We start from the raw sequence: 26458 nt of genomic DNA on the forward strand, positions 1-26458 counted from the left end.
GCATAATCAAAGGAGTTCTGTCTCACTTTCGCACAAAATCACCACCTATTTCCACGTAGGTATTGGCGTGTACTAGTTTCCGGCAGGTCTCCTGGCTCATCATCAACGTTCTTGTGACCCTTCCCATCAATAGACAGTGGTTGAATATCACGAACTCCGATTTACAGTTGCGGGACAGCACCAGACTTTCACTGGTTTCCCTTTTAAGCTTGTTCTCACAAGCACCGTAACTTACACAGTATGCAATTTCGTATACTATATCATAGAATTTGAGTTTTGAAAATTCTTTTTATTTAGCGTCCTATACGAGGATATGCGGGGTTGAAATGATTTCAGTGGATGCTGTGTGCTTTTTATTAGAAGAAATTTGTTTATTTTAGCACTTCTTCGGATGATTTTAGAAAAGTTGACATACTTATTAGCTAATCTGGAACTGATTTTAGCATATCCTGCTCCTTTATTAGAAAATCAGCAACTTATTAGAAAATCGGTGGATTTATTAGCACATTTAAATTTTTATTAGAAAAGCCCTCACTCAGCAAAAAACTTGCTCAAAAAGCAGCTGCACTTTTTTCGCAAGTTAATCTAACATTTCACTATTATTTTAGACGTTCTTCAATGAGTGCTTCCATATCACTTGCAATCGTTTCATATGGAACACCATCTTCGCCTGTGCCATAGCCTGAATAGTTTTTCACGGCGATTCCTTTTTCATCAACTAGGAAAAATGTATCGGCATGGATAACTTGATCGTTCCCTTCAATCGACTGGACAGGTGTTTTAAATGAGTTTCTGCCAAACTGCTCAATAAATTTTTGATCGTATCCTGTCAGCATATGCCATTTTGATTCATCCACTGGTGTATGGCGCGATAAATATTCTGTCAAACGCGCCGGTGTGTCGTAGTCCGGATCAACGGAAAACGCGACAATTTTATAATCTTCCAGCCCTTTTTTCTCGAGATGATCCTGGACACGGGTCATATTCATTGTCATTGGCGAGCAAATTGTTGTACAGCTTGTGAAGATGAACATTGCAAGCCATGGTTCCCCTTTTAGGCTGTCCAGTGTCACTTCATTGTTCCGGTGATCGGTCATCGTAAACTCGCTAATTTCAAAGTTGGTCGTCGGTTTAAACTGATAATTGCTGCATGCTGTAAGTACAGTTGCTGCCAAGAGCATAAGTGCGAATACTATGTTTTTCGTTTTCATTTCTCTCTCTCCACTCTTTGAACATTACTCTCATCTTACCCAATATTTAGTATATTCTCAATAGTTATTGGAAGAAAGGACGTGTGTCAACATTGTGAAGAGTTTCTCACGCTCTATCTGCAGGATGATGTAATGATACGAGTGCTGTATGAATCGCTTCAAGTTTTGTTTCTATCCGATACAGTAAATAAAAAGATATAAAGATCGGAAACGTTACTTCCTGAAGAATGGCAATCCACTGGTCCATTATAATCCCTCCATTTTTATTTAAAGAAGCCGGCAAAGCATCACACTTCGCCGGCCTTGCTATTAGCTGATCAGTTCAATTGCTGTTACATTACGCTCAACGATACGCGCAGATTTTTTTACATTGAACAAAAATCCGTCTTTCGAAAATACCGCCTGATCAATAATTGTTTGCATCGCTGCATTCACTTCAGCCTCCGTTAAATTCGGCTTCGGATCATTAATATTGATCGTCATCGTGCTTCCTGCAATGTTGGCAAATGTTAATTGTAAAACTTGTGCCATAAGCTCACCTCCTTTTCTTTACTACACTTGATTAAGCTGTAATCGTTTCTTTCTGCGTTTTCACAGATTCGATATAATCGTAATCTGTTAAGCCGACGATTGTTGTCCCAACTGTGTATAGCTGCTGGGCTGTTGCGTTTCTTTCCAAGTTACGGAATGTGGAACTTTTAATCATCGGCTCATTAAATTCATCAAGCCCTATCTGATAATAAACTGTCAACGTCGCAGATAAAAATCCGAATTCATTCATGTTTCTCACCTCCTTGCCCTATATATGTCATGATTTACAGAAAAAAGGGACAATGACGATGAAAAAAATTACAAAAACTTATATAATAGACAATAATGAGGTTTATCACCAATAGATTAGTAGAAGAAATTTCGTAGACAATATTAAGTAATGAGGTGAACATTGTGGGCTTAGATGGCTGGTTTTTATGGTTTATTTTATTTTGGGTTGTAGTATTGATTTCGCTTATGGGGATTGGCGGCTTTTTTATGTTCCGCAAGTTTTTGAAGGCCCTGCCGAAACAGGATGGTAAATCGGATTTAGATTGGCAAAACATATACTTAGATAAAACGATTCATCTATGGGGTGAAGATGAAAAACAATTACTTACCGAGCTTGTTAGTCCTGTACCAGAGTTATTCCGGCAAGTTGCCAAAGAAAAGATTGCCGGTAAAATCGGTGAAATCGCCCTGAATGAACGTGCCACAAAAATCGACTTGGACTTAATTATTCGTGGCTATATTATCGCTTCGCCAAAGCGCGACCATAAGTTTTTACGTAAAAAGCTCGATGAAATGAGAATTGATACGACGAATTATGATCATTTATTTGAGACGTAAAACGAAAAAGACTGTCTTTAAAAGTATAAAACTTTTAGAGACAGTCTTTTTTATGCGATAATATGCGATTTTTCAAGCTTCTTATATTTAATAAGCATACCGATTCGCCACGGCAAAATCATAGAGAACGCCAAGATAAAGAACATACCGGCCAGTTCACCGACATCAAATGTATCGGCAAATATTAATTTCAAAATAATACGTAGTACTAGTAATCCCACTAATATGAATGGAAATGCTTTAGATTGCTTCATATAAATTGCGCCGTCTCGCACTTCAAACTTCGACGTTAAGATTAATACAGATGAAAATAACAAGCCTAGTGCGGCCGCTTCTACTATTTGAATTGGCGCTACACGAAATTCCTCAAAGATAAACATCAGTGCACCTGTTGACATCGCAAAAGGCGGGATGAGTATTTTTTTTGTGGATACCGGCTTTTTTTGTGCACGTAGTCTAATGAACATTACAAATGAACCCATTAAGACTGCCATAATCGTCGAACCAATTAATAAATAGTGAGAAGGTATACTGTCAAACATCATATTCCTCCTCTTGCATGAACGAGTGTAAAGTTAACGTATATACGATTCATGCACCCTTTTTACCTTATATTACTTTCCTTAGTATAGCACGGTCTTATTAAGCAGGGAACTGTTAGAATCCTTTAAAACCATCGAAAATCGGCAAGAGAAGATTAATGATATACGTCAATCCGTCAAAGAACAATAAAATGCCGACCGCAATCATAATATAGCCGCCAACTACTATGATTTTTTGGCTATGTGTGCGAATCCAGTTCATTCGTGAAATGAAGAATGACAATGTAAAGAATGGGATAGCAAAGCCTAAGTAGTATGCTAGCATATACCACATTGCAGAGTCGGGATTCGTTCCACCAAGGGTAATAATCGCTGCCAGTATTGGTCCTGTACAAGGTGTCCATCCCGCTGCAAAAGCTAGACCGATCAGCACCGAACCTAAATATCCGGATGGTCGGTTTTTGAACTGGAACTTGCGGTCTTTCATTAAAAAGTCAATTTGCAGCAGACCAACAATCATTAAACCGAATGCGACAATTAAAATGGCTCCAATTTGACGCAGTAAGTCCTGGTACTGAAAAAAGAAATCTTTCGCTAACGATGTTCCAAATCCAATGGCGATAAATATAATCGAAAATCCAAGCAAGAAAAATAAAGTATGTAAAATTGCGCGTTTTTGCATCATCCCTTTTTCGGCTTTCAGCTCATCGAGTGTCATACCGGTTATGTAGGACAAAAATGCAGGATAGAGCGGTAGCGTACATGGTGAAATAAAACTTAAAAACCCGGCACCGAACGCTAAAAGGATATTTAAATCTGTATTCATGCTGCTTCATTCTCCTTAACATTGATACCTTCATCGTACCAAATTTCCCCATACATTACTTGCTTTTTTAAATGAAAATTTTTTGACAGCATTTTGTGGTTGATTTGAAAGGTAAATGTGCGAAAGTGCCGCGCTAATGATTTAAAAATAAATGCTCTGTCTGCATGATTGGACTGACACTTTAGCACATTTGAGAAAAGAAGGGCGTGTTTTATTATCGAATCATATCAATAATAAAAAGACTGGAATAAATGAACGAGGTAAATAGGACCACAATTGAAATCGTAATTAATTGGAACTTCAGCGACCAGCGCCATACACATTCCTTTGGATAGCTTTTTTTCCATCGGAGAGCTGCCTTAAAGTTAATAAACCAGCAATGCAATGTGATAAAGATGGAAGGAATGGTATACAATGCGATCAACAACAAAGATTGTTGGAATACGTTTGTCGTATATTTTCCGTAATGAATCATGAAGTATGGGAGTACGAACCAGAATACGGATGTAAATACTAATACGACAGCTGCCAAAATATGCAGCCATAAATATTCACTGTGTGTTTGCCTGTAATGTTTTAATGCTGCCTGCATGATAAATCACCTACTTTTTTCACTTACTATTCCCGCTTTTTGTCGAAAATGAAACCGGGAAAATATAGTAAATAGAAAAATTCTGCCTTTATCTCTTAAGATTAAGGCAGAGTTTTTTAAAATGATGAAGATAATTCGAAAATTTCTCTGTTGGACCGTAAATTCCATTCAGGTTCGAAGCGTTTCACAATTGCATTTTTCAGTTTATTCATTGCTTTTTCATTTCCCATTGGATATATTGCAAAATGCACATCGCTCGTCGGCAAAAGCTGTGTTATCTTTGCGTTTACATGACAATGTGTAGACGTTCCATCCCGATAGCAACCTTTTGCATATATGCTGCCAATATGCTGATTAAAACGCTCTTTAAATGTTCTTGCGCAAACACCACAAAACTTCAGTTCATTGTTTGCAATAATCGTATAAATGCCTCGCTGTTTCAATAAATTCTCATCTCCACTGACAATAAAGCGCGAGTAAACCAAGTCACCGTAATTATTTAAAAACTGTCTGTAAATAGGGTTGCCTTCATCTTTCAGAGATTTTAATGCAGCCCCTGCTGGCATATCCAATAAATAATTCTGTTTGTTTACACAGTCTTTTAAATGCTCGTATTTCTTTTGTTTCGTAAGCTCGCCCAACGTTTTTTTATCAAAACTCTCAAATAAGTCGGCAATACCCTGTTCTAGTACAACTATCTCTACTTTAGTGAATTCTATTTTTTCTTCATTTATTTGGATAAACATTAATATTCTCCTTTCAATAAATCCCCTTTTTACAACAATTTCGATATAAAAGATTAAAACCCTCTTTATTTTTCAAATTCTGTATTAGTACACAATTAAACATTGCTTGCTTGCAAAAAAAAGCGATTCGCTCTATTGAACGAAACGCTTTACTATTAAAAATTTACTTTATCAAATACTTCCAAATCAATAATGCGTGCCCCTTGTTTTAAGATGGCGGCTTCTAGCTCGTCCACTGTCGATTGTTTCGCGCCTTTTTCCAGAGTAATAACTACTCGACGTAAATAGGTCGTGTCATCATCAAGCGAGAACACACAGTGCAGAGGCCACACCTTTTTGACCGCCGTCAGAACTCTTATTAAAATTCCGTCCGTATCTGGTAATGCAATTGTAATGGCACAGCTCCCTGTTCGGTAACCCCACGCCTCTTCCAATAGCTCAAATACTTTAGAATGAGGTAAAATGCCGGCAAAGTTCCCTTTTGTATCAACAACCGCCAAATAAGGCAACTGTTTAATCGAATGGAATACTTCAAAAAAAGAACTGTTTTCGTGGACGAATGCATCTGCTTCTTCAGTCAGTGCTTTTACCGGAGCTTTCATATCGCCTTCCTTTAATTTATATTCGAGCACTTCAATTTTATAAATATTTCCGACGAATTTTTCACCTGCTTCATCCAATACCGGGATGCATCTGTAGCCGTTATCATTTAACTGACCGAGCACGTCTTTGATCGGATCCGTCTCTTTTACATAGCTTACATCTTTTTTCTTTACATACCTTTGTTTAACTAACATGGCATTACCTCCTTGATGTACTACTCTTATTTTAAGGGTAGTGATTCAAATACGAAAGCAATTTTTAGAATATTTCGTATTTCCTATTTGTAAATTTCATAATAAATATACGCATACGCTAAATCCAGGCATTTTTGATAGCTAGTTAAACCATTTTCTTTATTATTTACTGAGGCAAAATAGATGGCCTCCAGTTCACTGCTGTTTTTCGGATAATATTCACGGATTTTATAGAAAACCTTTGCACATAGTGTATCGGTACAGTTTTCAGACAGCTGAATAATATAGCCGATTGTCGATTCATCAAGGCGGGTACTCGTGATGATGACATCTTTCATCACTCTCATCATTTCTTCATTGATTAAATGAATAATTTCATTCAACTTCTCTTTTTCAGTCGCCACCACTTTACAATCAACTAGAACGAGCGTATACCCCTCATCTTTCACTGAGTTCAATAGGTATGTACCCGTGAGATGAAACTGTTGTAATGGCGATATAAAGCTTTTATCCAGTTCAAAATCGTTCGTCGTGGATGTTTTAATATATTTTTCCATATAGCGTTTATCGGTTTCAATTTTACGGTAAAAACGTGACTGGTACTGCTCCATCTTTTTTAAGAGGATTTCTTCATTAATCAGCTTGTAGGAACGGGTAATATATTTATAGCATTCCTGCACTAAGTCCTTATGGCTATTCGCTTTCATGGAAAGCAGGAGAACTTTATGCATTACTTCAATTGCACATTCATATCGGCCATTTTCAAATAGAATTTTACCTCTCAGGACACGCACATGGAGATCGATTCGGGAAAACTTTTCAAATGGATACTCTTTAAAATAATCATTAAATAATTTCTCCGCATAATCTACTTTTCCAAGCTGCAATGACATTTCAATATGTGTTATAAAACGGACAAGCAAGAACCGATCATCTTCCGGCTTCCCCATCTTTAAAAAGACAGCAGGTATTTTGCTGATATCCCAAAAGATTTCTTTCGGTAATTGGTCCATTTGGGTTGCAAAATAATTATGCATCGCAAGTGACAGCAATGCATAATTTTCTTCTTCCAATGCCAGGCTGCTCGCAAGTCTGTAATATTTTTTTGCCTGAACAAATTCAATACTGAAAAAATAGCAGTGTCCAATAATTATATAGAGTTGAGCTAAGCACTCCTTAAGATTTTCTTTAAAATGCTCTTCCTGATCCAACAACAGTTGTAAAATCTTCAGATTGCTATTAGCTAAAACAAAAGGTTCACTATCAAAACGTAGAAAGTCACTCATCTTTTCAAAGTTCCCCTCTTCTAGTAATAATTTGAACATTACTCTATACGCCTCATAATGTGCATCCAATGATGTAAATGTTTGTGATCGATAATGGTCAAGCTGCAATGTTTTAAGTTGCTCCCCCATCGTTATATACACCTCCTATTTTTCCAAAGATAATGGCTCGTAAAGTTCTCTTTTAATAATTGAAAATTGGTCCATAAAACGAATGACTTTCTGTTTAAAATTATTATATATTGCTGCATTCTCCTCTAAATACTGGCGCAGATCTTTTATTATTATCGTTTCGATTTGGACGAGTTTTTTTGGATAATGCTCGTATTCATAGAAGCGATCATTAAATAATTGCTTTGAGCTGTTTTCAAATTTCATATATAAATCATATTGTTCTTTTGATAATGATTCGAGTACATCACGCAAAAGATCCAAAAATAAATTGACTGTCATTACCGAAGCCATTAAAGCATTCATATAAGATCCAACCGTTGTTTTTTTCAGTCGTTTTAATTTCGAACTGACAAGGATCTCATTCAATATAAAATTTCGCAACAAAAAAATGAGGGCATACTCGGAATTGATGACCGGCTCTTCCTCAAAATAAAAGTAAATCCAAACATCACTTACACTGTCTTTTGCAAAAGATAAGTGTGTAAAGTCATGGCGGATTAAATGGAAAAAGTATTCAAAATGCTCAAGCTGTTTAAATTGTTCCACCTGTTGCTCAGTTAATATAAATAACGAATTCGATGTATCAAAATCCTTCATCTCCACACCTCATTTACAACCTTTACTACCATTATAATAGTTATTTGTTAAATTTTGTTGTATTTTGTAAAATAAAAAGACATACCCGAAAGAAAGTGACTTTCGGGCATGTCTAAACTAATTAATATGAATTAATATGCTAGGCCAAATAACGCTTTAATATGAGTCATATAGCGGATATTTGAAGCTTCTTTCATTAATGAAGCTGGTAAACCTACTAATTGAGTGTTGTTTGCCCCAACTGTAGCAATACCATCTTTACGACCTAAAGAACCTAAAGTACCTGAGTTAGTAAATTTGAATTCTTTTAAGTCGGCACCTTTAATTTGTGCAAAAATGTTGTAACCTGCAGTTTCACCTTGCTGCCATGCTACTTGAGCAGTTGGCGCATAAGTTGGGCGGTCACCTGGGTTTGGAATATGTGCTGATGCATCACCAATAACAAATACTTCAGGATGTGAAGTAGATTGCAAGAAGTCATTGATTGTTGCTTTACCGCGATCTGCAGCTAAACCAGATTCAGCGACTAATGGAAGCGGAGCAACTCCGCCTGTCCATACTAATGTGTTTGCAACGATTGGCTCACGGTCTTTTAATTGAATGACATTGCCTTCTACGCCAGTAACAGGTGTTGATGTAATGAATTCTACACCGCGCTTCGATAATGACTTAGTTGCACGATCGATTAAGTTTTCCGGGAATACTGGCAAGATTTTTGGACCTGCTTCAACTAGTTTGATTTTAAGGTCTTCAAATTTAACACCGTATTTCGCAGCAACTTTAGGGAAGTGGTCTACGATTTCACCAACAAGCTCAACGCCTGTTAAACCGCCACCGCCGATAACGATTGTAGCATCTGCTTCGTCTTTTGTTGTTGCATATGCTTTAATGCGTGCTTCAATATGCTCGCGAATTGCATTTGCTTCATCTACTGATTTTAATACGAAAGAGTTTTCCTCTAAACCTGGGATTCCGAAGAAACCAGTTTGGCTACCTAGAGCAACAACTAATGTATCGTATTGTAATGTTTTGCCGTTTGAAAGTACTACATTTTTGCTTTCAACGTTAAAGCTGTTTACTTTTGCGATTTCCAAGTTGATGTCATAACCTTTGAAAATCTTTTCAAGTGGTAATGATACAGCACCTTCAGCAATTGTACCGCCAGCTAAACGGTGTAATTCAGTAATGATTTGATGTGTTGGGAATTGGTTTACAACTGTAATACGCGCTTCGTCTTTATTTAAATATTTACGAGCTGTTTGTGCTGCTAATACACCAGCAAATCCAGCACCTAAAATAACGATTTCTTTAGTTACCATATTAAAAATCCTCCAATAAAATTAGATTATACAAATTATTTCATTTGTTTACGTTCAGATGCTACTTGTAAAAATGCATTAGCAAAACGTAATGCCCCTTGAACTTGTGGGTCTTTTAACATTTTTAATAAGCCGAATACACCTACTGTTTCATTGCTGACTTCAGCACGGTCTTTCGCTTCAATCGCTGTCTGTGCCAATGATTTTGCAGTACCAACAACTGGGCTAGCCATTTCTGTTACAGCCGCAACTGTATCATTTTTTAATGTTTCGTCTGTAGCAACACTAGTCGCAAAATCATAAGTTTTTGTTAATAATGTAGTCATCTCAGCCAATTTTGGTAAGTTATCTACTAAAGTAGTTAATGAAGCTTGTACCTCTGGCTTTAGTAACTGATCTAAAACATCTAATTGCTCTTGTGTAACAGCCACTTTTTCTACCTGCTGATTATTCATTTCTGACATAATAACTCTCCTTTGCCATCACTTAATATTATTTTTTTCGAAAATTTCATACCCGATTGTAAAAACTTTCATATACCATTCAATAAGCAACGATAGCACAAAGATTCGTTTGTTACAATTAGAAAACGGAAATAAACGACCGAAAAACTTAATTCAAGAATATTCTGTAATTTTATTATTTAAAAAAATTTAATTTTTATGTATTTAGCTTAATTTTGTGTATTTTATATTAAAAATCCCCTTCATTATTTTCAATATTAAAAGTATTAAAAAAGTTACTTTTCATCATTATTAAAGGTTATTTAATTACTGTAAATGAGGGAAAATAAAAATTCATACCTAGTAAAAGTGTTTCACCCCCCTCCTCTATTTCCCACCCTGTTATTTTTCTAAAAAAACTTTCTCTTTAAACTGTTGATTTGACTCAATAGGAACCTCCACGTTGCTATGAAACGAAAAAGTGCGTACTTTTTTTAATTTTCGAGTGGATCCATAATAAAAAAGCAACAAAATACTTATTCAATTGGAGGATCAATAAATGATTACTAGTTTACAGGATACAATCAAATTAAATAATGGGGTAGAAATGCCGGCAATGGGCCTTGGCGTCTTTCAGGTAGAAAACGATACAACGGCAGAAATCGTTAAAAATGCGATTGAGCTAGGTTATCGCAGCATTGATACAGCTGCTATTTACGGCAACGAGGCGGGTGTTGGCGAGGGCATTAAATTAGCACTGGCCTCTACCGGATTAAATAGAGAGGACTTATTCATCACTTCTAAAGTTTGGAACGCCGGTTTAAATTATGAGGAAACTGTTTCAGCTTACGAAGAGAGCCTGGAAAAATTAGGGCTGGATTATTTGGATCTATATTTAATTCACTGGCCGGGTCAAAATAAATTTGCCGAATCTTGGACCGCTTTAGAGGATCTGTACCTAGAGGGTAAAATTAGAGCAATCGGGGTTTGCAATTTCAATATCTCGCATCTTCAGGTTTTATTGAAAACTGCTCGTGTAACACCAGTCATTAACCAAGTAGAGTTTCACCCGCGTTTACAACAACAATCATTACGTGCATTTTGCACAGAACACAATATTCAATTGGAAGCTTGGGCTCCATTAATGCAAGGCGGGCTACTCGAAGATCCGACAATTGCAAATATTGCTAAAAAGTATGGAAAATCAAATTCACAAGTTATTATACGATGGGATATTGAAAATGGAGTAATCACGATTCCTAAATCAGTTCGTAAAGAACGGATGGCGCAAAATGCCGACATTTTTGACTTTAGTCTCACAGATGAAGAAATGCAGTTAATTAATGCGATGAATTTAGATAAACGTGTCGGTCCAGATCCGGAAGTTTTTGATTTCTAATTTAAATTGAAGAATTGAAAATTGCAGAGACGAAAAGCCTCAAGATTTTAGTACTTGAGGCTTTCATTATTTTTATTAAGATAGTTTTTGCACAGCAATATCATCATCTCGCTGCATAAGAAGAACTTCTTCACCATTCTCTTTTAATTTTTCAATATGTTTCTCTCCCCATGTACAAAGTAAGTTGAGCACCGGCTCCATCTCGTGTCCATATGGGGTTAAAGAATATTCAACTTTCGGTGGTACTTGGTTATACACCTTACGATTAATTAAACCGCATTGCTCAAGTTCGCGTAATTGGGACGTCAGCATTTTTTGTGAAATGCCGGGAATTAATCGGCGAAATTCATTTGTTCGGATTTGACCATGGTGATTGAGGTGACAAAGAATGACTGGTTTCCATTTACCGCCAATGACTTCGAGTGTTGCTTCGACACCAATATTATAAACTTTTTTCATTTTGAAACCCCCAGTATTATCAAAAGTAACTAAAAGTACTGTACATGCTTTTATAGTATGTATGAATAATACTATACCCTATAAAATAAATCAAAGGAGTTATTTTTAATATGTCTACATCAAAAACACCAAACGCCAGATTAACACTTCTTGCGTTAGCAATCAGTTCGTTTGGTATCGGTTCCACAGAATTTATCAGTGTTGGATTGCTCCCGCTCATCACAAATGAGTTTGGGATTACTTTAAGTACTGCCGGATTAACAGTATCAATTTATGCATTAGGCGTTACAATCGGAGCACCCATTTTAACAGTTTTAACATCCCGGCTTGATCGTAAAAAAGTGCTTCTGCTCGTAATGGTTCTTTTTATCGTCGGTAATTTATGGGTAGCGATTGCACCCACATTTACTTTACTGTTGATCGGACGCATTATTTCGGCATTTGCCCATGGGGTATTTATGTCGATTGCGGCGGTTATTGCTGCTGATGTTGTGGCACCTAACAAACGGGCAAGTGCCATAGCTTTTATGTTTTCCGGATTAACTTTGGCAACTGTTAGTGGAGTGCCTTTAGGAACATTCATTGGCCAAGTAACGGATTGGCGTCTGTCATTCATTTTCATCGTCATCATTGGCATAATTGGGTTAATCAGCAATGCGTTCCTTGTACCAAATAATTTAACAAAGAGTGACCCGATTTCATTAAGTGATATCGGAAAAGTATTAAGCAATTTTCGTATGCTGTTAATTTTATTTATTACAGCAATGGGTTACGGAGGCGTATTTGTTGTCTACACATATGTGTCCCCTATTCTTGAAAATCAAATGGGTTATTCCCCTCATGCGATTGTCGTAATATTGGTTGTATATGGTATATGTGTCGCAATAGGAAATACAATCGGTGGTCATTTTGCAAACACTAAACCATTGCGTGCGATATTTATTTTCTTTATTGGACTGGCGTTAACGTTACTTGGTGTATATTTCACATTTGATTCTAAAGTTATGGGGTTCATAATGGTGTTAGCAATGGGGCTTTTTATGTTTATGAATGTGCCGGGCTTACAACTGTATGCCGTTCAGCTATCCGAAAAATATGTGCCGGCAGCCACTGCAATGGCTTCCGCTTTAAATATTTCAGCATTCAATATCGGGATTTTCCTCGGTTCATATATCGGCGGTTTAATTGTTCATTATCAATCACTGGACAATACGCCCCTATACGGATTTTTAATGGTTATCATTGCAGCAAGTATTACGTTAGTTTGGATGATTGTTGAAAATAAGCAAAACGTTTGTACTGCGAATAAATTCACACCAATATCCAAACCTTAATATATTTATTAAAAATGATAGAAACCTCTCCAACATTATTGTATGAGATGGTTTCTATTTTTGTTTATACTTTCTTACGGAAAATATTCTAAATAGAACGCTAACCCGATAAGTTTTTATGTGATTTCCTGAAAATACTTCGGTACACTACATGATATCATCGTTCTTCAGAATTTCTTCACAATTTAAACCATCAAAATTCCGTTTTATTTGCTATGCTTAGATTGAAGGAGCGTTATTTAATGAAAAAGATTATATTTTTACTTATTTTTGCCGTAATTGGCTTCCAAGTTTTTACGAATGAACAAGTTAATGCTCCTGACTTACCTCAGCAGCTTTCACTTGCATCGTATTCCGTTTCAGACGGGGATCTTGTCCTTGTTAACCGGGATGTTGCATTACAGGAGGAACCTGACAATTTAGCCACTATTCCTTATGATATTGCTAAAAATGTAATCGTAAATTCGGAGTATTTTCTTGAAGAACAGGCTATTGCACCTCTCAAGCAATTATTCGATGCTGCAGCGGATGCTGGAATCGAGCACTTTATTATTAATAGTGCCTATCGCAGCGGAACACTTCAGAAACAGCTTTTCGATCAATATGGTGCTGATTACTCGCTGCCTGCCGGCTATAGTGAACATCAGACAGGCTTATCAATCGATATTGGTTCGACTGTCGGCAAAATGGAAAATGTGGCAGAAGGTAAATGGATGGAACAACATGCAGCGGAATTCGGCTACATTCTGCGTTATCCTAAAGACAAAGTCGATATTACCGGGATTGAGTATGAACCTTGGCATTTCCGTTACATAGGCTTGCCCCATAGCATAAAAATGCAGCAGCACGTTTTCGCTTTTGAGGAATATATCTCTTATCTTAAAGAGAAGCAATTTTATAAAATGAAAGTAAATGATACAACTTATTTCGTACAATATACGGATAACAAGACATCTGTTAACACACTTGAATCAAACAATATCAAGGTATCTGGTGATAATGTGAGCGGGTATATTATTACTTCCGTATTGGAGGAAAAATAATCGGTGTCAAGTATTTACTTGGGATTAATAAAAAAATCGACCAATTGCAGATTGGTCGATTTTTATTTTGATCGATTGATTATACTTTAACTTCATGTTCTTTATTATACGTTGCATGATTTTTTCTCGCTTCGAGCACTTTGGATGCCGAAAAGATGAATACCGCCAGCCATATACATACGAAAGTGATGAATTCTGTCAGTGTAAACGGCTCCTTGTATAAAAAAATGCCGAGCATTAAACTAATCGTTGGTGCCAAAAATTGAATAAAGCCCATTAAATAAAGCGGGATTTTTTGCGCACTTTTTGCAAATAGGACAAGTGGCAAGGCTGTTACGATCCCGCCGCCCATTAACAATAGGTTAGTTTTCCAGTCCACATGCATAAAAGCAATTTCCGATGTGTTCATTAAGTAAATATATATAGACACAGCAATCGGTAAAACAAACAATGTTTCGATTGCGAGTCCGCGTGTCGCATCGAGTGGAATTTGCTTTTTAATTACCCCATAAAAAGCAAAAGTTAGCGCCAGCGCCAGTGATACCCAAGGAATTGTTCCTCCTAATATAGCCTGATACCCTACGCCTATTGCCGCAATGATGACAGCTACCGCAGTTGCCCGGGAAATTTTCTCTTTAAAAAAGATCATCCCAAACAATACCGATATAAGCGGGTTAATATAATAACCTAAACTCGTTTGAAGTAAATGTCCATTGTTTACTGCCCAAATGAATATTCCCCAATTCAGCGAAACGAAAACCGATGCTACGAACAGTAGAATAAACTGTTTCTTATTTTTCCATAGCATTTTGATATCTACGATCATTTGTTTATACTGACGGATCAGCAATACAAACAGGACGGTGAATACAAAGGACCAAATTACACGTCCTACTAATATTTCTACACTGCCGACATGCTGCAGCTGCTTCCAGTACAGGGGAATGATCCCCCACATTAAATAGGCGCCGATTGCTAAAAAGACGCCCTTTTTTTGTTCTGACATTGGTGCACCTTCTAATTTTTGATACCCTCATTATAGATGTCCATATTTGAGAAGTAAATAATTGTAGCTTCATAGACCCATTAAATTATTCCACTATACCATTTTGCAGTAAGTACATTTTGTGATATAACCCTTTTTGTGCGATGAGTTGTTGGTGTGTACCGCGTTCGACAATTTCGCCTTTATGCAATACTAGTATTTGCTCTGCATCCTGGATTGTTGAAAGTCTGTGGGCAATTGCTATCGTTGTACGGCCTTTCCGCATTTTTTCCAATGATTGCTGGATGCCGACTTCCGTTTCCGTATCAATCGCTGCCGTTGCTTCGTCAAGGACAAGGATTTTCGGGTTTGTCGCAATTGTCCGCGCAAATGCCACCAGTTGACGCTGCCCGCTTGAAAATGTCGAACCACGCTCTGTTACGTGGCTTCCATAACCATCCGGAAGCGATTCAATGAAATCATTTGCCTGCACAAACTCTGCCGCTTCCTTCACCTTCTGTAAAGTGAGATTTTCATTATATAGTCTGATGTTCGAATCAATCGTTCCGTAAAACAGAAATGGGTCTTGTAGTACTAACCCCATTTTTGCACGTAGCTCCTGTTGTTCGTAATCTTTAATCGACTGGCCGTCAATTAATATTTCACCGCGCTTAAACTCGTAAAAACGCATTAGAAGATTGATAATTGAACTCTTTCCACTGCCGGTATGACCGACTAACGCAACTGTTTCCCCAGGATTGACTGTGAATGAAATATTTTTCAGTACATCTTGCTTGCCGTCATAGCTAAACGACACATTTTTAAATTCGATATGACCTTTTGAAACTTGAACCGGCTTGTTCTGTTGCACTGGTTCAAGTTCTTCATTATCTAACAGCTCAAATACGCGGGATGCCGCTACAATCGCCTGCTGGAACAGTGCGAGACGTTCCATTACTTGATTGATTGGATCAAAGAAACGGTTCATATATGTAATGAACGCATAGACAACGCCGACTTCTACCGCTGTTTCAAATGATGTCCATCCAAAGTAAAATAGCAAAATAACGATCGCTGTAAAGTACACTAAATCAATAATTGGACGAAGCAGAAGACTGTTCATTTTCGTATTGGCCATCATGGACTGGAAATGCTCTTCATTGACACGATCAAATTCATCATTGAAACGTGGTTCTTGACGGAATGCCTGCACAATGCTCATTCCTGATAATGTTTCAGAAAGTTTCGCATTAAGCTCACTGAGTTTCTCCCGCATTCGCATATAGACAACCGAACTCATTTTACGGTATAGCCAAATAATGTACAGAATGACAGGAAGTAAAAGAAGCATATAAAATGCAAGCTTCGCATTCAGGAAAAACATCGCAAAATACACGCCGACAATTAAAAACGCCGCCTGTACAAAGCTGATAAGGACCGACACGAACATATCTTTAATCGCTTCGGTGTCATTTGTAGCCCTGGACACGATTGAACCTGCAGGAACCTGGTCAAAATAGCGCATGCCCAATCGGTGAATTTTAGAAAACACATCAATTCGCAGTTGCTGAATGACCTTCAATGCAAGTTCCTGGAATTTTATATTTTGATAGTATGTGATAACGACATTCAGCAACTGAATTACAAAGTATCCAATACCGAGTGTCACGATTGGAGTCATATCAAAATTGCCGATCATTAAATGATCATCAATATAAACTTTGATCAGATAAGGACCGATAATATCGCCGAGAACGGTTAAAACAAGAAGAAACAGCGCAATGGCCAATATCTTTTTATGTGGCTTCAAATAGGTAAACAGACGCTTTAATACGATGCGCTGTTCTTTACTTGAAATCGTCTCATTCGCCATCATGATCCCCCCCTTGTTCCACTAACTGCTCAAGTTGCTGTAACTGGTACATTTCATAATAACTGCCTTCTAGTGCCATCAGCTGTTCATGGGTACCTTTTTCAATAATTGTTCCTTCATCAACGACAATAATGATGTGTGCCTGCTGGATTGCACTTAGACGGTGCGACGTAATGATCGTTGTCGCATTTTTCCGCTCTTCTTTTAATGCATGCAGAATCGCTTCTTCTGTCCGCGCATCAACCGCAGATAAAGAATCATCCAATATGAGCAGCTCAGGTTTCATTAGCAATGCTCTAGCGATAGAAATACGCTGTTTCTGTCCACCGGAAAGAGATACTCCTCGTTCTCCGACAATCGTGTCATAGCTATCAGTAAAGCTCATAATATCTTCATCAATATTTGCAAGTGCTGCCGCTGCACGAACTTCCTCCATGCTTGCACGTGGATTCGCAAAGGCGATATTGGAATAAAGCGTTGCCGAGAATAAAAAGTGATCTTGCGGTACATAGCCAATCGCCTGACGCAGAGAACTTTTCCTATAATCATTTATATTGTGTGCACCAAATTGAATCGTTCCTTCATATCCTTCAAACTCACGAAGCAACAGCTTTAAAATGGACGTCTTCCCTGCACCTGTTTTACCGACGATTCCAAGTGTTTCGCCGCGCTTCAGCTCAAAATGCACATCCCTTAATGTCGGTGCCGCATCTCCAGGGAAAGTAAAGGATTTCACGTTGAATAAAAGATCCCCGGAAGGATTTTCTTCAATAGCATCCAGCTTGTCATCAATTTCAATTGGGGTATTTAAAATACGTTCAATCCGGTCATACGAAACGCTGCCTCGCTCAACGATATTGAACAACATCCCAATTGCCAGCATCGGCCAGATCAGAATACTTAAATACGTCGTGAACGTAACTAAGTCACCGACCGTCATCGCATCTTCCAATATAAATTTCGTGCCAAATCCAAGACTCAGCATAAAACTTAAACCAACAACGAAGCTAATCGTCGGGTCAAATAATGAATCGACTTTTGCTACGCGCATATTTTTTTCCACCACTTCATCGGAAAGCTTCGTAAAATCCGCAACATCCTGCTGTTGCTGTCCAAACGTTTTCAGTACTTTCATCCCACTGATACTTTCCTGAGTTTTATCGTTTAAGTCGGAAAAGGCAGCTTGGGCATGGCGAAAACGCTCATGAAGCAACTTGCCGTAATAGCTCGTCGATAAAGCGACTAGCGGCATTGGAATGAGCGCAATCAGTGTAAGACGCCAGTCAATGGTAATTGCCATTGCCAAAATTACAAAGCCCCCTGTTGTAAGCGAGTCAAATAATGTTAAAACCCCTCCACCAGCTGTTTGCTGCACTGCACTTATATCATTTGTTGCATGTGCCATTAAATCACCGACACGATTCTTTTGATAAAACGACGGAGACATCTGTGTAAAATGGCGATGGAGCTTTTCACGTAATATCCGCGCCAACAGGTTGGACGAGCCAAAAATCATTTGACGCCAATAATAGCGCAGTATGTACATGGCAATCGCTACACCGATAATGATAGCGAGCCATTTAAACAAACCTGCTTTCGTCAATGTCCGTGCACCGATTTCATCGATTGTGAAGCCGATAATTCTCGGCGGTACGAGCTGCAGGATGGCTACTAATACAAGCATAAAAAGCCCGACTGTGTATTGGTATTTTCGCTCTTTGAAAAACCAACCTAATTTAAGAAATACCTTCATTCTTTCACCCTCTTTTTTACTCAAGTTCCCCCATTTTACCAAATATTTTAATTTTCCGATATATTTTACAAATATTTTTTTCGGATTCCGAATTAATTTTTCGTAAAAAATGTTAAGTCAATCTCTTTTTTATAAAAACATATAATTTTGGCATTCTTTATATGTTTCAATCCAATATTTCGCCTTCTTTTTGTCCATACTAAAATTATAAATCCATTTAGTACGGATTTCTCGTCCAAATATGGATAGCAATTTTTGTTATATGCATTACTGATAAATAAATTGAAGGGAAATTTTAACATGATGAAACAAATATTATTTGCACTGGCTGCTGTTTTTTTGTTATTTGTACCTGGGGTTTACGCACATACGCATCTAGAATCAACCAATCCTGCAGAAGGTGAGACTGTAACAGAAAATATCCAAACAATTGATTTAGCGTATGGGGGCAAAATTGAAGAAGGCAGTACATTTAAAGTTATTGCAAGCGATGGGAAGGAAATGGCGATTCATTCTATTTCAATAAATGAAGGTGTCCTATCCGGAATTATGCTTGATCCCCTTCCAAATGACACTTATACAGTTGAATGGGATAGTATTAGTGAGGATGGACATCCGTTAACGGGTTCGTTTGCATTTAAAGTAAATGCGCCTAAGACGAATAAAGAAGAGGACAGCGCTGCAGATACAACAGAGAAGATTGAAAACGATGTTAATTCACTTGTCGATACATTAAAAGATGAGACGAATTCCGATGAGGAAGATGAAGGATCATTTTGGACACTCATCATTGTCACTGCCCTAATTGTACTAATACTTACTGTGATTACGATGTACAGCTATAAGAGATGGTTAGTTAAGAAAACGAAGAAATAAAACAAATAAAAGAGGTCGGGACAGAAGTAAAGACTCCATTAAATAAGTAGAAAATCTTTATTAAGAAACCGATATTTTATAAAATTGATTGGAATGGAGGGCGACTCCTGCGGGAATAGCGTGACGCCTGAGACTACAGGCTCAGGCCACGCCCGCGGAAAGCGTCCCGAAATGGAAATCAATTTTTACGTTCAGCAAAAAATTGCCATTTTTCTCTCTGAGAAAAATGGCAATTTTGGGTTATATCCCACCCTCTTTTAACAATTTACTGTGCTGTTATTCCGCCATCTACTACAAACTCTGCACCTGTTGAGTAGCTTGACTCGTCTGATGCTAAGAAGACTACTAATTGAGATACTTCTTCTGGTTGTGATACGCGTTTCAGCGGGATATGCTTTGCAAATTCCTCAATAGCTGCTTTTGCATCTTCCTGCATGATCATCGGTGTTGCAATAACTCCAGGGTGTACTGAATTTACACGAATACCCATTGGCGCCAAGTTTAATGCAGCTGCTTTAGTCATACCACGAACAGCAAACTTTGTATCTGTATAACCTACAGCACCACCAACTAAGCCGTTGATTGAAGAAATGTTGACGATTGAACCGCCACCAGCTTTCATCATTGAAGCAGCGACTGCTTTCATTCCTAAGAAAACAGATACTTGGTTAATATTGACGATTTTCATGTATTCATCTAAAGACATTTCCAGCATGTTTTTATTCATCGAAATTCCAGCATTGTTTACTAATACATTTACGGGACCAAATGCTTCTTCTGCTTTCGCAATAACGGTTGTCCAATCTTCTTCAGAAGTAACGTTCTGTTTTATGAAGATTGCATTTCCGCCTAATTCTGCAGCAAACGCTTCCCCTTTTTCTTCATTTAAATCTGTTAAAACTACTCTTGCACCTTGTTCTATAAAAGCCTTCGCATGGGTAGCACCCATACCTTGAGCAGCACCAGTAATAATTGCTACTTTACCTGTTAATCGAGACATTAAAATCACCCTTTCAAAAATATGATAGTTAACTATCACTATCTAAAACTAACAATAACAATGTTTGATCGGTCCGTCAATTTTTAGTAGCTATGAATTGTAAAAACATCTCTTTAATAAGCTTTAACTGCTTTTTAGGATCTAATTTCACAGGTAGATTAGGGTCATGCTCGGTCAAATAGGATTCTACAGTAAAGTAACTTATATTTTGAACAACTGTAAATACATACTCCGGAATATCAATGCCTGCTCGGATCGATTGGTCTTCCTTTCCTTTTTCTGCAATAGAATACAAAACATTAGCCATTTCTCTTCGAATATCTACAAATTCTTTGTATTCGTCCGTCTCTTCAGATATCGGTTTATATGCTTCGAACGCTTTAAAAAACTTCACAAATTGATGCTGCGGGTCATCGATTAACTCAATATAATAAGTTAATATTCGTTCAATCTGTTCATAAGCTGTCAAAGGTTCATTAGCAATTTTCCGGATAGAATTTGTCATTTGACTGGTAATTTCATTATTAATAGCTAAAACGAGTAATTCCTTATTCGCAAAATAACGATAAAATGTAGCGATCCCAATCCCTACTTCATTTGCAACGTCCTGTAATTGAACTTGCTGAATTCCGTTATTTAACATCAATGTTTTTGCTGCCTGAATTATTTGTTCCTTGCGCTGTTGTTTTCTTTGTTCTCTAATGCTCAATAGTATTCCCCTCAATTTTACATATTATAGCTGTATTGTATCATGATAATGTACGCTTATTTTTATGGTAAGATCCAAAAAAATACACCACAACAATTGTATTCAATCGTTGCGGTGCGTGTATTAGCGTAAACGTTCCAAGTCCTGATAATCTTTCATATATGGGCCATCTTCCGCCACAGCTGAATGGTACAGCGCTTTAACGGCGAAGTTTTTTTCCAGTCCCATTTCCGATTTCAGTTTTTTCAGTTCGTCATGCAGTTCGCGATGCTCGTTGATTAATTTCAGCATCGTTGTTTTATTGTATTTCATAAGATATCACTCCGATTAGTTCATCACTTGAATGATGACTACTTTTAAATAATTGAATTCCGGGAAGTTATGCGGCACCGTGAAATCTTCCGGCAACTGGTGCTCTTCTAAAATTTTATAGTGTGCACCATAATCTTTAAACGCTTTGTCGATAAATGTTTTGAACTTTTTCATATTAAAACTTGCATTGTTTGTCGATGCGATAATAACGCCACCATCGTTTGTAATAGTTAACGCATCCTTGAGCAATTTCGGATAATCTTTTGACGTACTGAACGTCATTTTTTTCGTACGGGCAAAGCTTGGCGGATCCACTACAACGACATCGAACTTCAGGCCTTTTCTAGCTGCATAACTGAAATAGTCAAATACGTTCATCACTTTAATATCTTGTGATTCATAGTCAATTCCATTCACACTGAATTGCTCAATTGTTTTCGGCAAGCTGCGTTTTGCCAGATCGACACTTGTCGTACCCGATGCACCGCCTAAAGCAGCGGCAACCGAAAACGCACCTGTGTACGAGAATGTATTTAGCACCGTCTTATCAGTTGAATAGCGGTCACGTAATGCTTTGCGTACATTACGCTGATCCAGGAAAATCCCTGTCATTGCCCCATCATTCAAATCAACCGCAAAATTCATGCCGTTTTCCTGAACGATCAGCGGGAATTCGCCCTTTTCACCTGATACATAATCATCCTGATCGATATATTGACCATTTGTATCAAAGCGTAGTTTTTCATATATCCCGCGTGTATTGACAGCTGCATTCAATGCCTCATAAATGTCCGTACGGAACGAATAAATTCCTTCACTGTACCAGCTCACCATATAAAAGCCGTTAAAGAAATCAATTGTCAAACCGCCAATGCCATCACCTTCACCATTAAACACGCGGAAAGCTGTTGTATCTTCAGAGGCAAAAAAGTCTGCACGTTTTTCAGTAGCTTCACGGATTTTTTTCGTAAAGAACTTCACATCAATCTGCTCTTTTTCTTTACGAGTCAGAACCCAGCCGATCCCTTTATTTTGAATACCGTAATAGCCAGTTGCAATATAGCCGCCGCTTTTATCAACTAAATGAAGAAGACTACCTTCTTCAATTGACGCTTCCGGCATAACAACTGTATCTTTTAAAATCAATGGATTGCCATTTGTTAAATCCTTAATCGCTTTACTATCTACTTGTAGTTCTGTTTTTTTTCTCATGCTTTCATCCTTACTACTGTTTTTCGTTCATAAAAAAGAGAGACTTGTTTTAAATACAAATCTCTCCGTACAATATCAGTTTACTACGAAAGCTTGCGAATAGCTACTCGCATGTTGAGTTGACGCTTACTAGTATTGCTTTTTTAAATCAAGTAGGAGCCATTTAACCCGTACTATTGAAAGTACTATTATTTTCAGGAACTTTTTCAGTTCGGAATTTTAATCCCTATTCTGTTTTGATTAGTAATTTCGATTTCAAGTATTCTGAAATCATTTGAACAGCTACACTTACATTATTCCACTCAGAATACTTGTGCTCTGCTTCTTCTATATTTAAAGCTGTAAAATTTTCTACAACTTCAAATTTCTCTACATCTATGGTAGTTATTTCGTCATCTTTCCCTTTGTAATATAATATCTTGACAGTTAATTCACGCTTGTCAAATATCACCAATATGTATTCTGATATTTCATCATAAGTCATAAATAAATTAACCTTCAAATATTCAGTGCTATTCTCATGCATATTAGTACCCCTTTCTTTTTACCTAAATTCGACATTTTATATGATAATCCTGCTTTGTAGAGCAAAAAATGCGCTTGTGAAGTAATACCCATTGTGTATTTAGTTAATAAGCACTACTCTTTGGGTATCCGAAAATCCCCGGACACTAGTACCGATTTGCGGGAAATAATAGTACCTGTCTTTCAACCATTACTTCGCTGTCCAGTTATTCTTTTACTAATCTTTTCTATTAGGAAATATAAGAAAAAACTCCTCATTAAGATGAACAGGTTTTCTGTCCATATAATGAGGAGCATATATTAAAAGTTACGTTGTTACTTTAAATACGGTTTTCATTTTTTCTATAATACCGCCTGATGAATATGTCAGTACACTTCGTTTATAGAATGACAGACTCAGGAAGTATAGTGTCAATACTGTTCCAACTAAAATAACGAAGCTAATAATTGGTTCAATTGCATTCATATCTGTTGCACCTAAACGCATCGGCATGACCATTCCTGAAGTAAATGGAATATACGAAAATACTTTGATCAGCATAGTATCCGGATTACCCATACCTGTCAGCATTACGTAGAATCCAACGAGTGTCAGCATCATTGCCGGCATCATTACTTGCCCTGCTTCTTCTACTTTTGACACTAGGGAACCGAATAATGCGCCGATTATTAAATACATGAAAATCATTAAGAATAAGAAACCGACTATATACAGGAAGTAGCTTATCGACAGTGAATCAAGCAGATCTGTTACAATTGACCATTTGTTTCCGCCATCTGAGAAGCGAAGCAGTAATAAAAGTCCTCCGAAAAGTATGACGAATTGTGTAAGAGCAACTAAAAATACTCCGACAATTTTTGAACGGAAATGCACTTCTGGCTTCACGCTGACTAATAACATTTCCAATGCACGTGACCCTTTTTCCGAAGCAACATCTGTTGTAATCATTGATAAATATGATGCGACAAAAACATAAATGATAATTCCAATCGCATACGAAACCCAAACGCCCGCCATTTTTTCTTCAGCGGATTTACCGTCATCTGCAGCTTCATTCAATGAATTTAATGTAATGACCGGCTCTGACGACAATAGTAACTGTTGCTGCTCCGGTGATAATTCCATCTGACTCATTGCATACAGCTGACCTGCCTGACTTAATGAACCTTGGAAATCTTGCTGATCATTAAGCGGAAGCGGATCAAATGATTCAATTTTTGCCGCCAGCTTGCCATCTGCATCCGATAATGTAAAGGCCGCATAATAATCGCCATCCTTCAATTTATCTTTGACATCGCCTGCTTCAACATAGACATATTCCACATCATCTGTATCTTGCAGTACTTGCGCTATATCAAAATCAGTTTCATTGATAACTGCGATTGTATCGGCATCTCCAGAGAAAATGAGGTCTTTAATTTCCGACCAGAACATAAAACCGCTTAGCACTACTAAATAAAGCAATGTTGTTAAAATAAAGGATTTTGATGTTATTTTTTGTTTATATAATTTTTTAATAAGCACTTTAAATTTAGACAAGGCCGGCACCTACTTTCTCTTTGAAAATCTCATGCAGTGATAAATAATCTAAACTGAACTTTTCAATATAATTACCGTTTGAAAGCAGTTCGAAAATTTCAGGTGCATATGATTCATCTTCAAGTGTCAGTACTGCCTGTGAGTCCCGTTCCAGTTTGACATAATTCACACCTGGATACTTACTTAATTCTTCAAAGTTTTTATCGGTACGTACCGTCAGTTTCGTTTTACCGTACTGTTTTTTCAGATCAAGCAGCGAGCCTGAAAATAGGGATTCACCGCGCTTTAGTAGACATAAATGGTCACATAGCTCCTCGACATTATCCATTTGGTGACTCGAGAATAAAATCGTCATTCCTTGGTCGCGCAAATACAGGATTGCATTTTTCAGCAGCTCCATGTTTACCGGGTCCAGTCCGCTAAACGGTTCATCAAGAATTAAAAACGCCGGTTTATGAATAAAGCTGGCGATTAATTGGACCTTTTGCTTATTCCCTTTCGATAACGTCTCGGCTTTCACATTTCGTTTTTCTTCCAGATCAAAGCGCTCAATCCAAAAGTCGATATCTTTTTTCAGCTCATTTTTATCCATACCGTGCAGCTCGCCGAAAAAGTAAAGCTGCTCTTCCACTTTCATTTGAGGGAAAATACCGCGCTCCTCCGGTAAATAGCCTAAAAAATCACGGCTTACCGATTTGATTGGCTGCCCATCCCACGTAATCGTACCTTCTGTTGTATCCTGTAAATCCAGAATCATTCGGAATGTAGTCGTTTTTCCAGCACCATTTTGCCCGATCAAACCGAATATTTCACCTTTTTCAATTGTAAAGTTCAATCGATTTACTGCAACGAAATCACGATAGCGTTTCGTCACATCTTTCAGTTGTAACACCATGAGCGTACCTCCTGTTTTTAAGAACTAGCGAATTCCATTATATAGTAATTATTACAATTATTGAATAACTAAAAAATTTATGTATGTGCACTGCTTATAAAAATACTAATCAATTTCATCCGCCAATATGTTTATGTACGAAACAGACGAAGAAAAGATTCATTATTATGTAAAAAACTTAGCAAGGAATACACCCTTACTAAGTTTCGTTAAGGCGTTAAATTAATTTTTCTTTAAAAGCAGGGCTCAGTTCACTCCAAACATCGAATTGATTTCCGTCCAAATCAAAAAAAATGAAATTCTTTCCAGCATGTCCCCGATTTTCAATTTCACCGACTTTTACCCCGATTTGCTTGAAATCATGATGCAATGCCTCTAACGCCTGGAATCCATCAACTTCGAATGTAATTGAGAAACACTCCTTTCCATATTTGTCTATAAAATTGGCCCTTTCGTTCTTTTTTGAATGTACTAGAAAGAAACTTTGATTTGCAAAGTTTAAAATAGCTTTATCTTTGTCTTTATAATTTAAAGTCGCTTCCAAGTTTTTCACATACCATTCAGAAGATCGTTCCACATCCGTTACCGGTATGTAAGTTGTTCCGACTCTCACTAATTTCCCACCCATTTTGT

Annotated in this window: 30 protein-coding genes and 1 riboswitch; of the genes, 5 read left to right on the forward strand and 25 right to left on the reverse strand. The window is 37.4% G+C overall.

The window, feature by feature from the left end; all coding sequences use genetic code 11:
• Nucleotides 1-64: 64 nt before the first annotated feature.
• Nucleotides 65-244: riboswitch (cobalamin riboswitch) on the reverse strand.
• A 355-nt stretch (nucleotides 245-599) separates the two neighbouring features.
• The 4 genes from CBM15_RS07635 to CBM15_RS07650 all read right to left on the reverse strand — a co-directional run bounded on the left by CBM15_RS07635 (nucleotide 600) and on the right by CBM15_RS07650 (nucleotide 1992).
• Nucleotides 600-1211 carry an SCO family protein gene (locus CBM15_RS07635; RefSeq protein ID WP_065215875.1) on the reverse strand — a complete coding sequence of 204 codons (612 nt, stop codon included), beginning with the start codon at nucleotides 1209-1211 and terminating at the stop codon, nucleotides 600-602.
• A gap of 106 nt (nucleotides 1212-1317) precedes the next feature.
• A complete protein-coding gene (locus CBM15_RS07640) occupies nucleotides 1318-1458 on the reverse strand; it encodes a YvrJ family protein (protein WP_008403759.1) in 141 nt (46 codons plus the stop codon).
• A 62-nt stretch (nucleotides 1459-1520) separates the two neighbouring features.
• On the reverse strand, nucleotides 1521-1742 hold the full coding sequence (locus CBM15_RS07645) for a DUF2922 domain-containing protein (RefSeq protein ID WP_014823744.1): 222 nt from the start codon (nucleotides 1740-1742) through the stop codon (nucleotides 1521-1523).
• Between the two features lie 31 nt (nucleotides 1743-1773).
• Nucleotides 1774-1992 (reverse strand): DUF1659 domain-containing protein, encoded by a 219-nt coding sequence (locus tag CBM15_RS07650; RefSeq protein WP_065215874.1) that lies wholly within the window; start codon nucleotides 1990-1992, stop codon nucleotides 1774-1776.
• A gap of 164 nt (nucleotides 1993-2156) precedes the next feature.
• On the opposite strand from CBM15_RS07650, the gene CBM15_RS07655 reads away from it, so the two are divergent.
• Nucleotides 2157-2591, forward strand: coding sequence for a DUF2621 domain-containing protein (locus CBM15_RS07655; protein ID WP_008403766.1), 435 nt, complete (start codon nucleotides 2157-2159; stop codon nucleotides 2589-2591).
• A 50-nt stretch (nucleotides 2592-2641) separates the two neighbouring features.
• Here the strand turns inward: CBM15_RS07655 and CBM15_RS07660 are convergent, their stop codons facing one another.
• The 9 genes from CBM15_RS07660 to CBM15_RS07700 form a co-directional block, all read right to left on the reverse strand.
• Complete coding sequence (locus CBM15_RS07660) at nucleotides 2642-3133, reverse strand: CcdC family protein (RefSeq protein WP_014823743.1); 492 nt, start codon at nucleotides 3131-3133, stop codon at nucleotides 2642-2644.
• Nucleotides 3134-3248: 115 nt separating this feature from the next.
• Nucleotides 3249-3959: a cytochrome c biogenesis CcdA family protein gene (locus CBM15_RS07665; protein WP_008403768.1), complete on the reverse strand. Its 711-nt coding sequence runs from the start codon at nucleotides 3957-3959 to the stop codon at nucleotides 3249-3251.
• Between the two features lie 214 nt (nucleotides 3960-4173).
• The gene (locus tag CBM15_RS07670) at nucleotides 4174-4551 is read right to left on the reverse strand and encodes a hypothetical protein (protein WP_087616856.1); all 378 of its coding nucleotides are present in this window, start codon (nucleotides 4549-4551) and stop codon (nucleotides 4174-4176) included.
• Between the two features lie 116 nt (nucleotides 4552-4667).
• Nucleotides 4668-5297: a GIY-YIG nuclease family protein gene (locus CBM15_RS07675; protein WP_087616858.1), complete on the reverse strand. Its 630-nt coding sequence runs from the start codon at nucleotides 5295-5297 to the stop codon at nucleotides 4668-4670.
• Nucleotides 5298-5452: 155 nt separating this feature from the next.
• Entirely contained in the window at nucleotides 5453-6094 is a 642-nt protein-coding gene (cbpA, locus tag CBM15_RS07680) for a cyclic di-AMP binding protein CbpA (RefSeq protein ID WP_087616860.1), read from the reverse strand.
• 83 nt (nucleotides 6095-6177) lie between these two features.
• Nucleotides 6178-7509, reverse strand: coding sequence for a dehydrogenase (locus CBM15_RS07685; protein WP_087616862.1), 1332 nt, complete (start codon nucleotides 7507-7509; stop codon nucleotides 6178-6180).
• Between the two features lie 15 nt (nucleotides 7510-7524).
• Entirely contained in the window at nucleotides 7525-8148 is a 624-nt protein-coding gene (locus CBM15_RS07690) for a serine protease (protein ID WP_087616864.1), read from the reverse strand.
• A 131-nt stretch (nucleotides 8149-8279) separates the two neighbouring features.
• Entirely contained in the window at nucleotides 8280-9467 is a 1188-nt protein-coding gene (locus tag CBM15_RS07695; protein WP_087616866.1) for an NAD(P)/FAD-dependent oxidoreductase, read from the reverse strand.
• A gap of 35 nt (nucleotides 9468-9502) precedes the next feature.
• Nucleotides 9503-9931 carry a helical membrane plugin domain-containing protein gene (locus CBM15_RS07700; protein WP_014823738.1) on the reverse strand — a complete coding sequence of 143 codons (429 nt, stop codon included), beginning with the start codon at nucleotides 9929-9931 and terminating at the stop codon, nucleotides 9503-9505.
• 538 nt (nucleotides 9932-10469) lie between these two features.
• On the opposite strand from CBM15_RS07700, the gene CBM15_RS07705 reads away from it, so the two are divergent.
• The gene (locus tag CBM15_RS07705; RefSeq protein ID WP_087616869.1) at nucleotides 10470-11309 is read left to right on the forward strand and encodes an aldo/keto reductase; all 840 of its coding nucleotides are present in this window, start codon (nucleotides 10470-10472) and stop codon (nucleotides 11307-11309) included.
• Nucleotides 11310-11384: 75 nt separating this feature from the next.
• Here CBM15_RS07705 and CBM15_RS07710 read toward each other — a convergent pair whose 3' ends face one another.
• On the reverse strand, nucleotides 11385-11768 hold the full coding sequence (locus tag CBM15_RS07710) for a winged helix-turn-helix transcriptional regulator (RefSeq protein WP_008403779.1): 384 nt from the start codon (nucleotides 11766-11768) through the stop codon (nucleotides 11385-11387).
• A 110-nt stretch (nucleotides 11769-11878) separates the two neighbouring features.
• Here CBM15_RS07710 and CBM15_RS07715 point away from each other — a divergent pair, with 110 nt between their 5' ends.
• Both CBM15_RS07715 and CBM15_RS07720 read left to right on the forward strand, forming a co-directional pair.
• Nucleotides 11879-13102, forward strand: a complete 1224-nt coding sequence (locus CBM15_RS07715; protein WP_087616871.1) for an MFS transporter — start codon at nucleotides 11879-11881, stop codon at nucleotides 13100-13102.
• A 242-nt stretch (nucleotides 13103-13344) separates the two neighbouring features.
• Entirely contained in the window at nucleotides 13345-14145 is an 801-nt protein-coding gene (locus tag CBM15_RS07720; RefSeq protein WP_087616873.1) for a M15 family metallopeptidase, read from the forward strand.
• Nucleotides 14146-14224: 79 nt separating this feature from the next.
• Here the strand turns inward: CBM15_RS07720 and rarD are convergent, their stop codons facing one another.
• The 3 genes from rarD to CBM15_RS07735 form a co-directional block, all read right to left on the reverse strand.
• Nucleotides 14225-15151 (reverse strand): EamA family transporter RarD, encoded by a 927-nt coding sequence (gene rarD / locus CBM15_RS07725; RefSeq protein WP_087616875.1) that lies wholly within the window; start codon nucleotides 15149-15151, stop codon nucleotides 14225-14227.
• Between the two features lie 85 nt (nucleotides 15152-15236).
• Nucleotides 15237-17006: an ABC transporter ATP-binding protein gene (locus CBM15_RS07730; protein WP_087616878.1), complete on the reverse strand. Its 1770-nt coding sequence runs from the start codon at nucleotides 17004-17006 to the stop codon at nucleotides 15237-15239.
• Complete coding sequence (locus tag CBM15_RS07735) at nucleotides 16993-18756, reverse strand: ABC transporter ATP-binding protein (RefSeq protein WP_087616880.1); 1764 nt, start codon at nucleotides 18754-18756, stop codon at nucleotides 16993-16995. The genes CBM15_RS07730 and CBM15_RS07735 overlap by 14 nt, the downstream gene beginning before the upstream one ends.
• 300 nt (nucleotides 18757-19056) lie before the next feature.
• Here CBM15_RS07735 and CBM15_RS07740 point away from each other — a divergent pair, with 300 nt between their 5' ends.
• Nucleotides 19057-19632 (forward strand): copper resistance CopC family protein, encoded by a 576-nt coding sequence (locus CBM15_RS07740; protein ID WP_087616882.1) that lies wholly within the window; start codon nucleotides 19057-19059, stop codon nucleotides 19630-19632.
• A 265-nt stretch (nucleotides 19633-19897) separates the two neighbouring features.
• On the opposite strand, the gene CBM15_RS07745 is transcribed toward CBM15_RS07740, so the two are convergent.
• The 8 genes from CBM15_RS07745 to CBM15_RS07780 all read right to left on the reverse strand — a co-directional run bounded on the left by CBM15_RS07745 (nucleotide 19898) and on the right by CBM15_RS07780 (nucleotide 26453).
• Nucleotides 19898-20632, reverse strand: coding sequence for a glucose 1-dehydrogenase (locus CBM15_RS07745; RefSeq protein WP_087616884.1), 735 nt, complete (start codon nucleotides 20630-20632; stop codon nucleotides 19898-19900).
• A 76-nt stretch (nucleotides 20633-20708) separates the two neighbouring features.
• Complete coding sequence (locus CBM15_RS07750) at nucleotides 20709-21341, reverse strand: TetR/AcrR family transcriptional regulator (protein WP_087616886.1); 633 nt, start codon at nucleotides 21339-21341, stop codon at nucleotides 20709-20711.
• A 123-nt stretch (nucleotides 21342-21464) separates the two neighbouring features.
• Complete coding sequence (locus tag CBM15_RS07755; protein ID WP_008403793.1) at nucleotides 21465-21653, reverse strand: hypothetical protein; 189 nt, start codon at nucleotides 21651-21653, stop codon at nucleotides 21465-21467.
• A 15-nt stretch (nucleotides 21654-21668) separates the two neighbouring features.
• The gene (locus CBM15_RS07760) at nucleotides 21669-22865 is read right to left on the reverse strand and encodes a class I SAM-dependent rRNA methyltransferase (RefSeq protein ID WP_087616888.1); all 1197 of its coding nucleotides are present in this window, start codon (nucleotides 22863-22865) and stop codon (nucleotides 21669-21671) included.
• A gap of 226 nt (nucleotides 22866-23091) precedes the next feature.
• The gene (locus CBM15_RS07765; protein ID WP_087616891.1) at nucleotides 23092-23391 is read right to left on the reverse strand and encodes a trypsin; all 300 of its coding nucleotides are present in this window, start codon (nucleotides 23389-23391) and stop codon (nucleotides 23092-23094) included.
• Nucleotides 23392-23697: 306 nt separating this feature from the next.
• Entirely contained in the window at nucleotides 23698-24930 is a 1233-nt protein-coding gene (locus CBM15_RS07770; RefSeq protein ID WP_087616893.1) for an ABC transporter permease, read from the reverse strand.
• Nucleotides 24923-25825 (reverse strand): ABC transporter ATP-binding protein, encoded by a 903-nt coding sequence (locus CBM15_RS07775; protein ID WP_087616895.1) that lies wholly within the window; start codon nucleotides 25823-25825, stop codon nucleotides 24923-24925. Before CBM15_RS07775 ends, CBM15_RS07770 begins: the two co-directional genes overlap by 8 nt.
• Nucleotides 25826-26042: 217 nt before the next feature.
• Nucleotides 26043-26453, reverse strand: coding sequence for a VOC family protein (locus CBM15_RS07780; RefSeq protein WP_087616897.1), 411 nt, complete (start codon nucleotides 26451-26453; stop codon nucleotides 26043-26045).
• Nucleotides 26454-26458: the final 5 nt, after the last annotated feature.

It is taken from the genome of Solibacillus kalamii (genome assembly GCF_002174535.1).
GTDB classification, from domain to species: domain Bacteria; phylum Bacillota; class Bacilli; order Bacillales_A; family Planococcaceae; genus Solibacillus; species Solibacillus silvestris.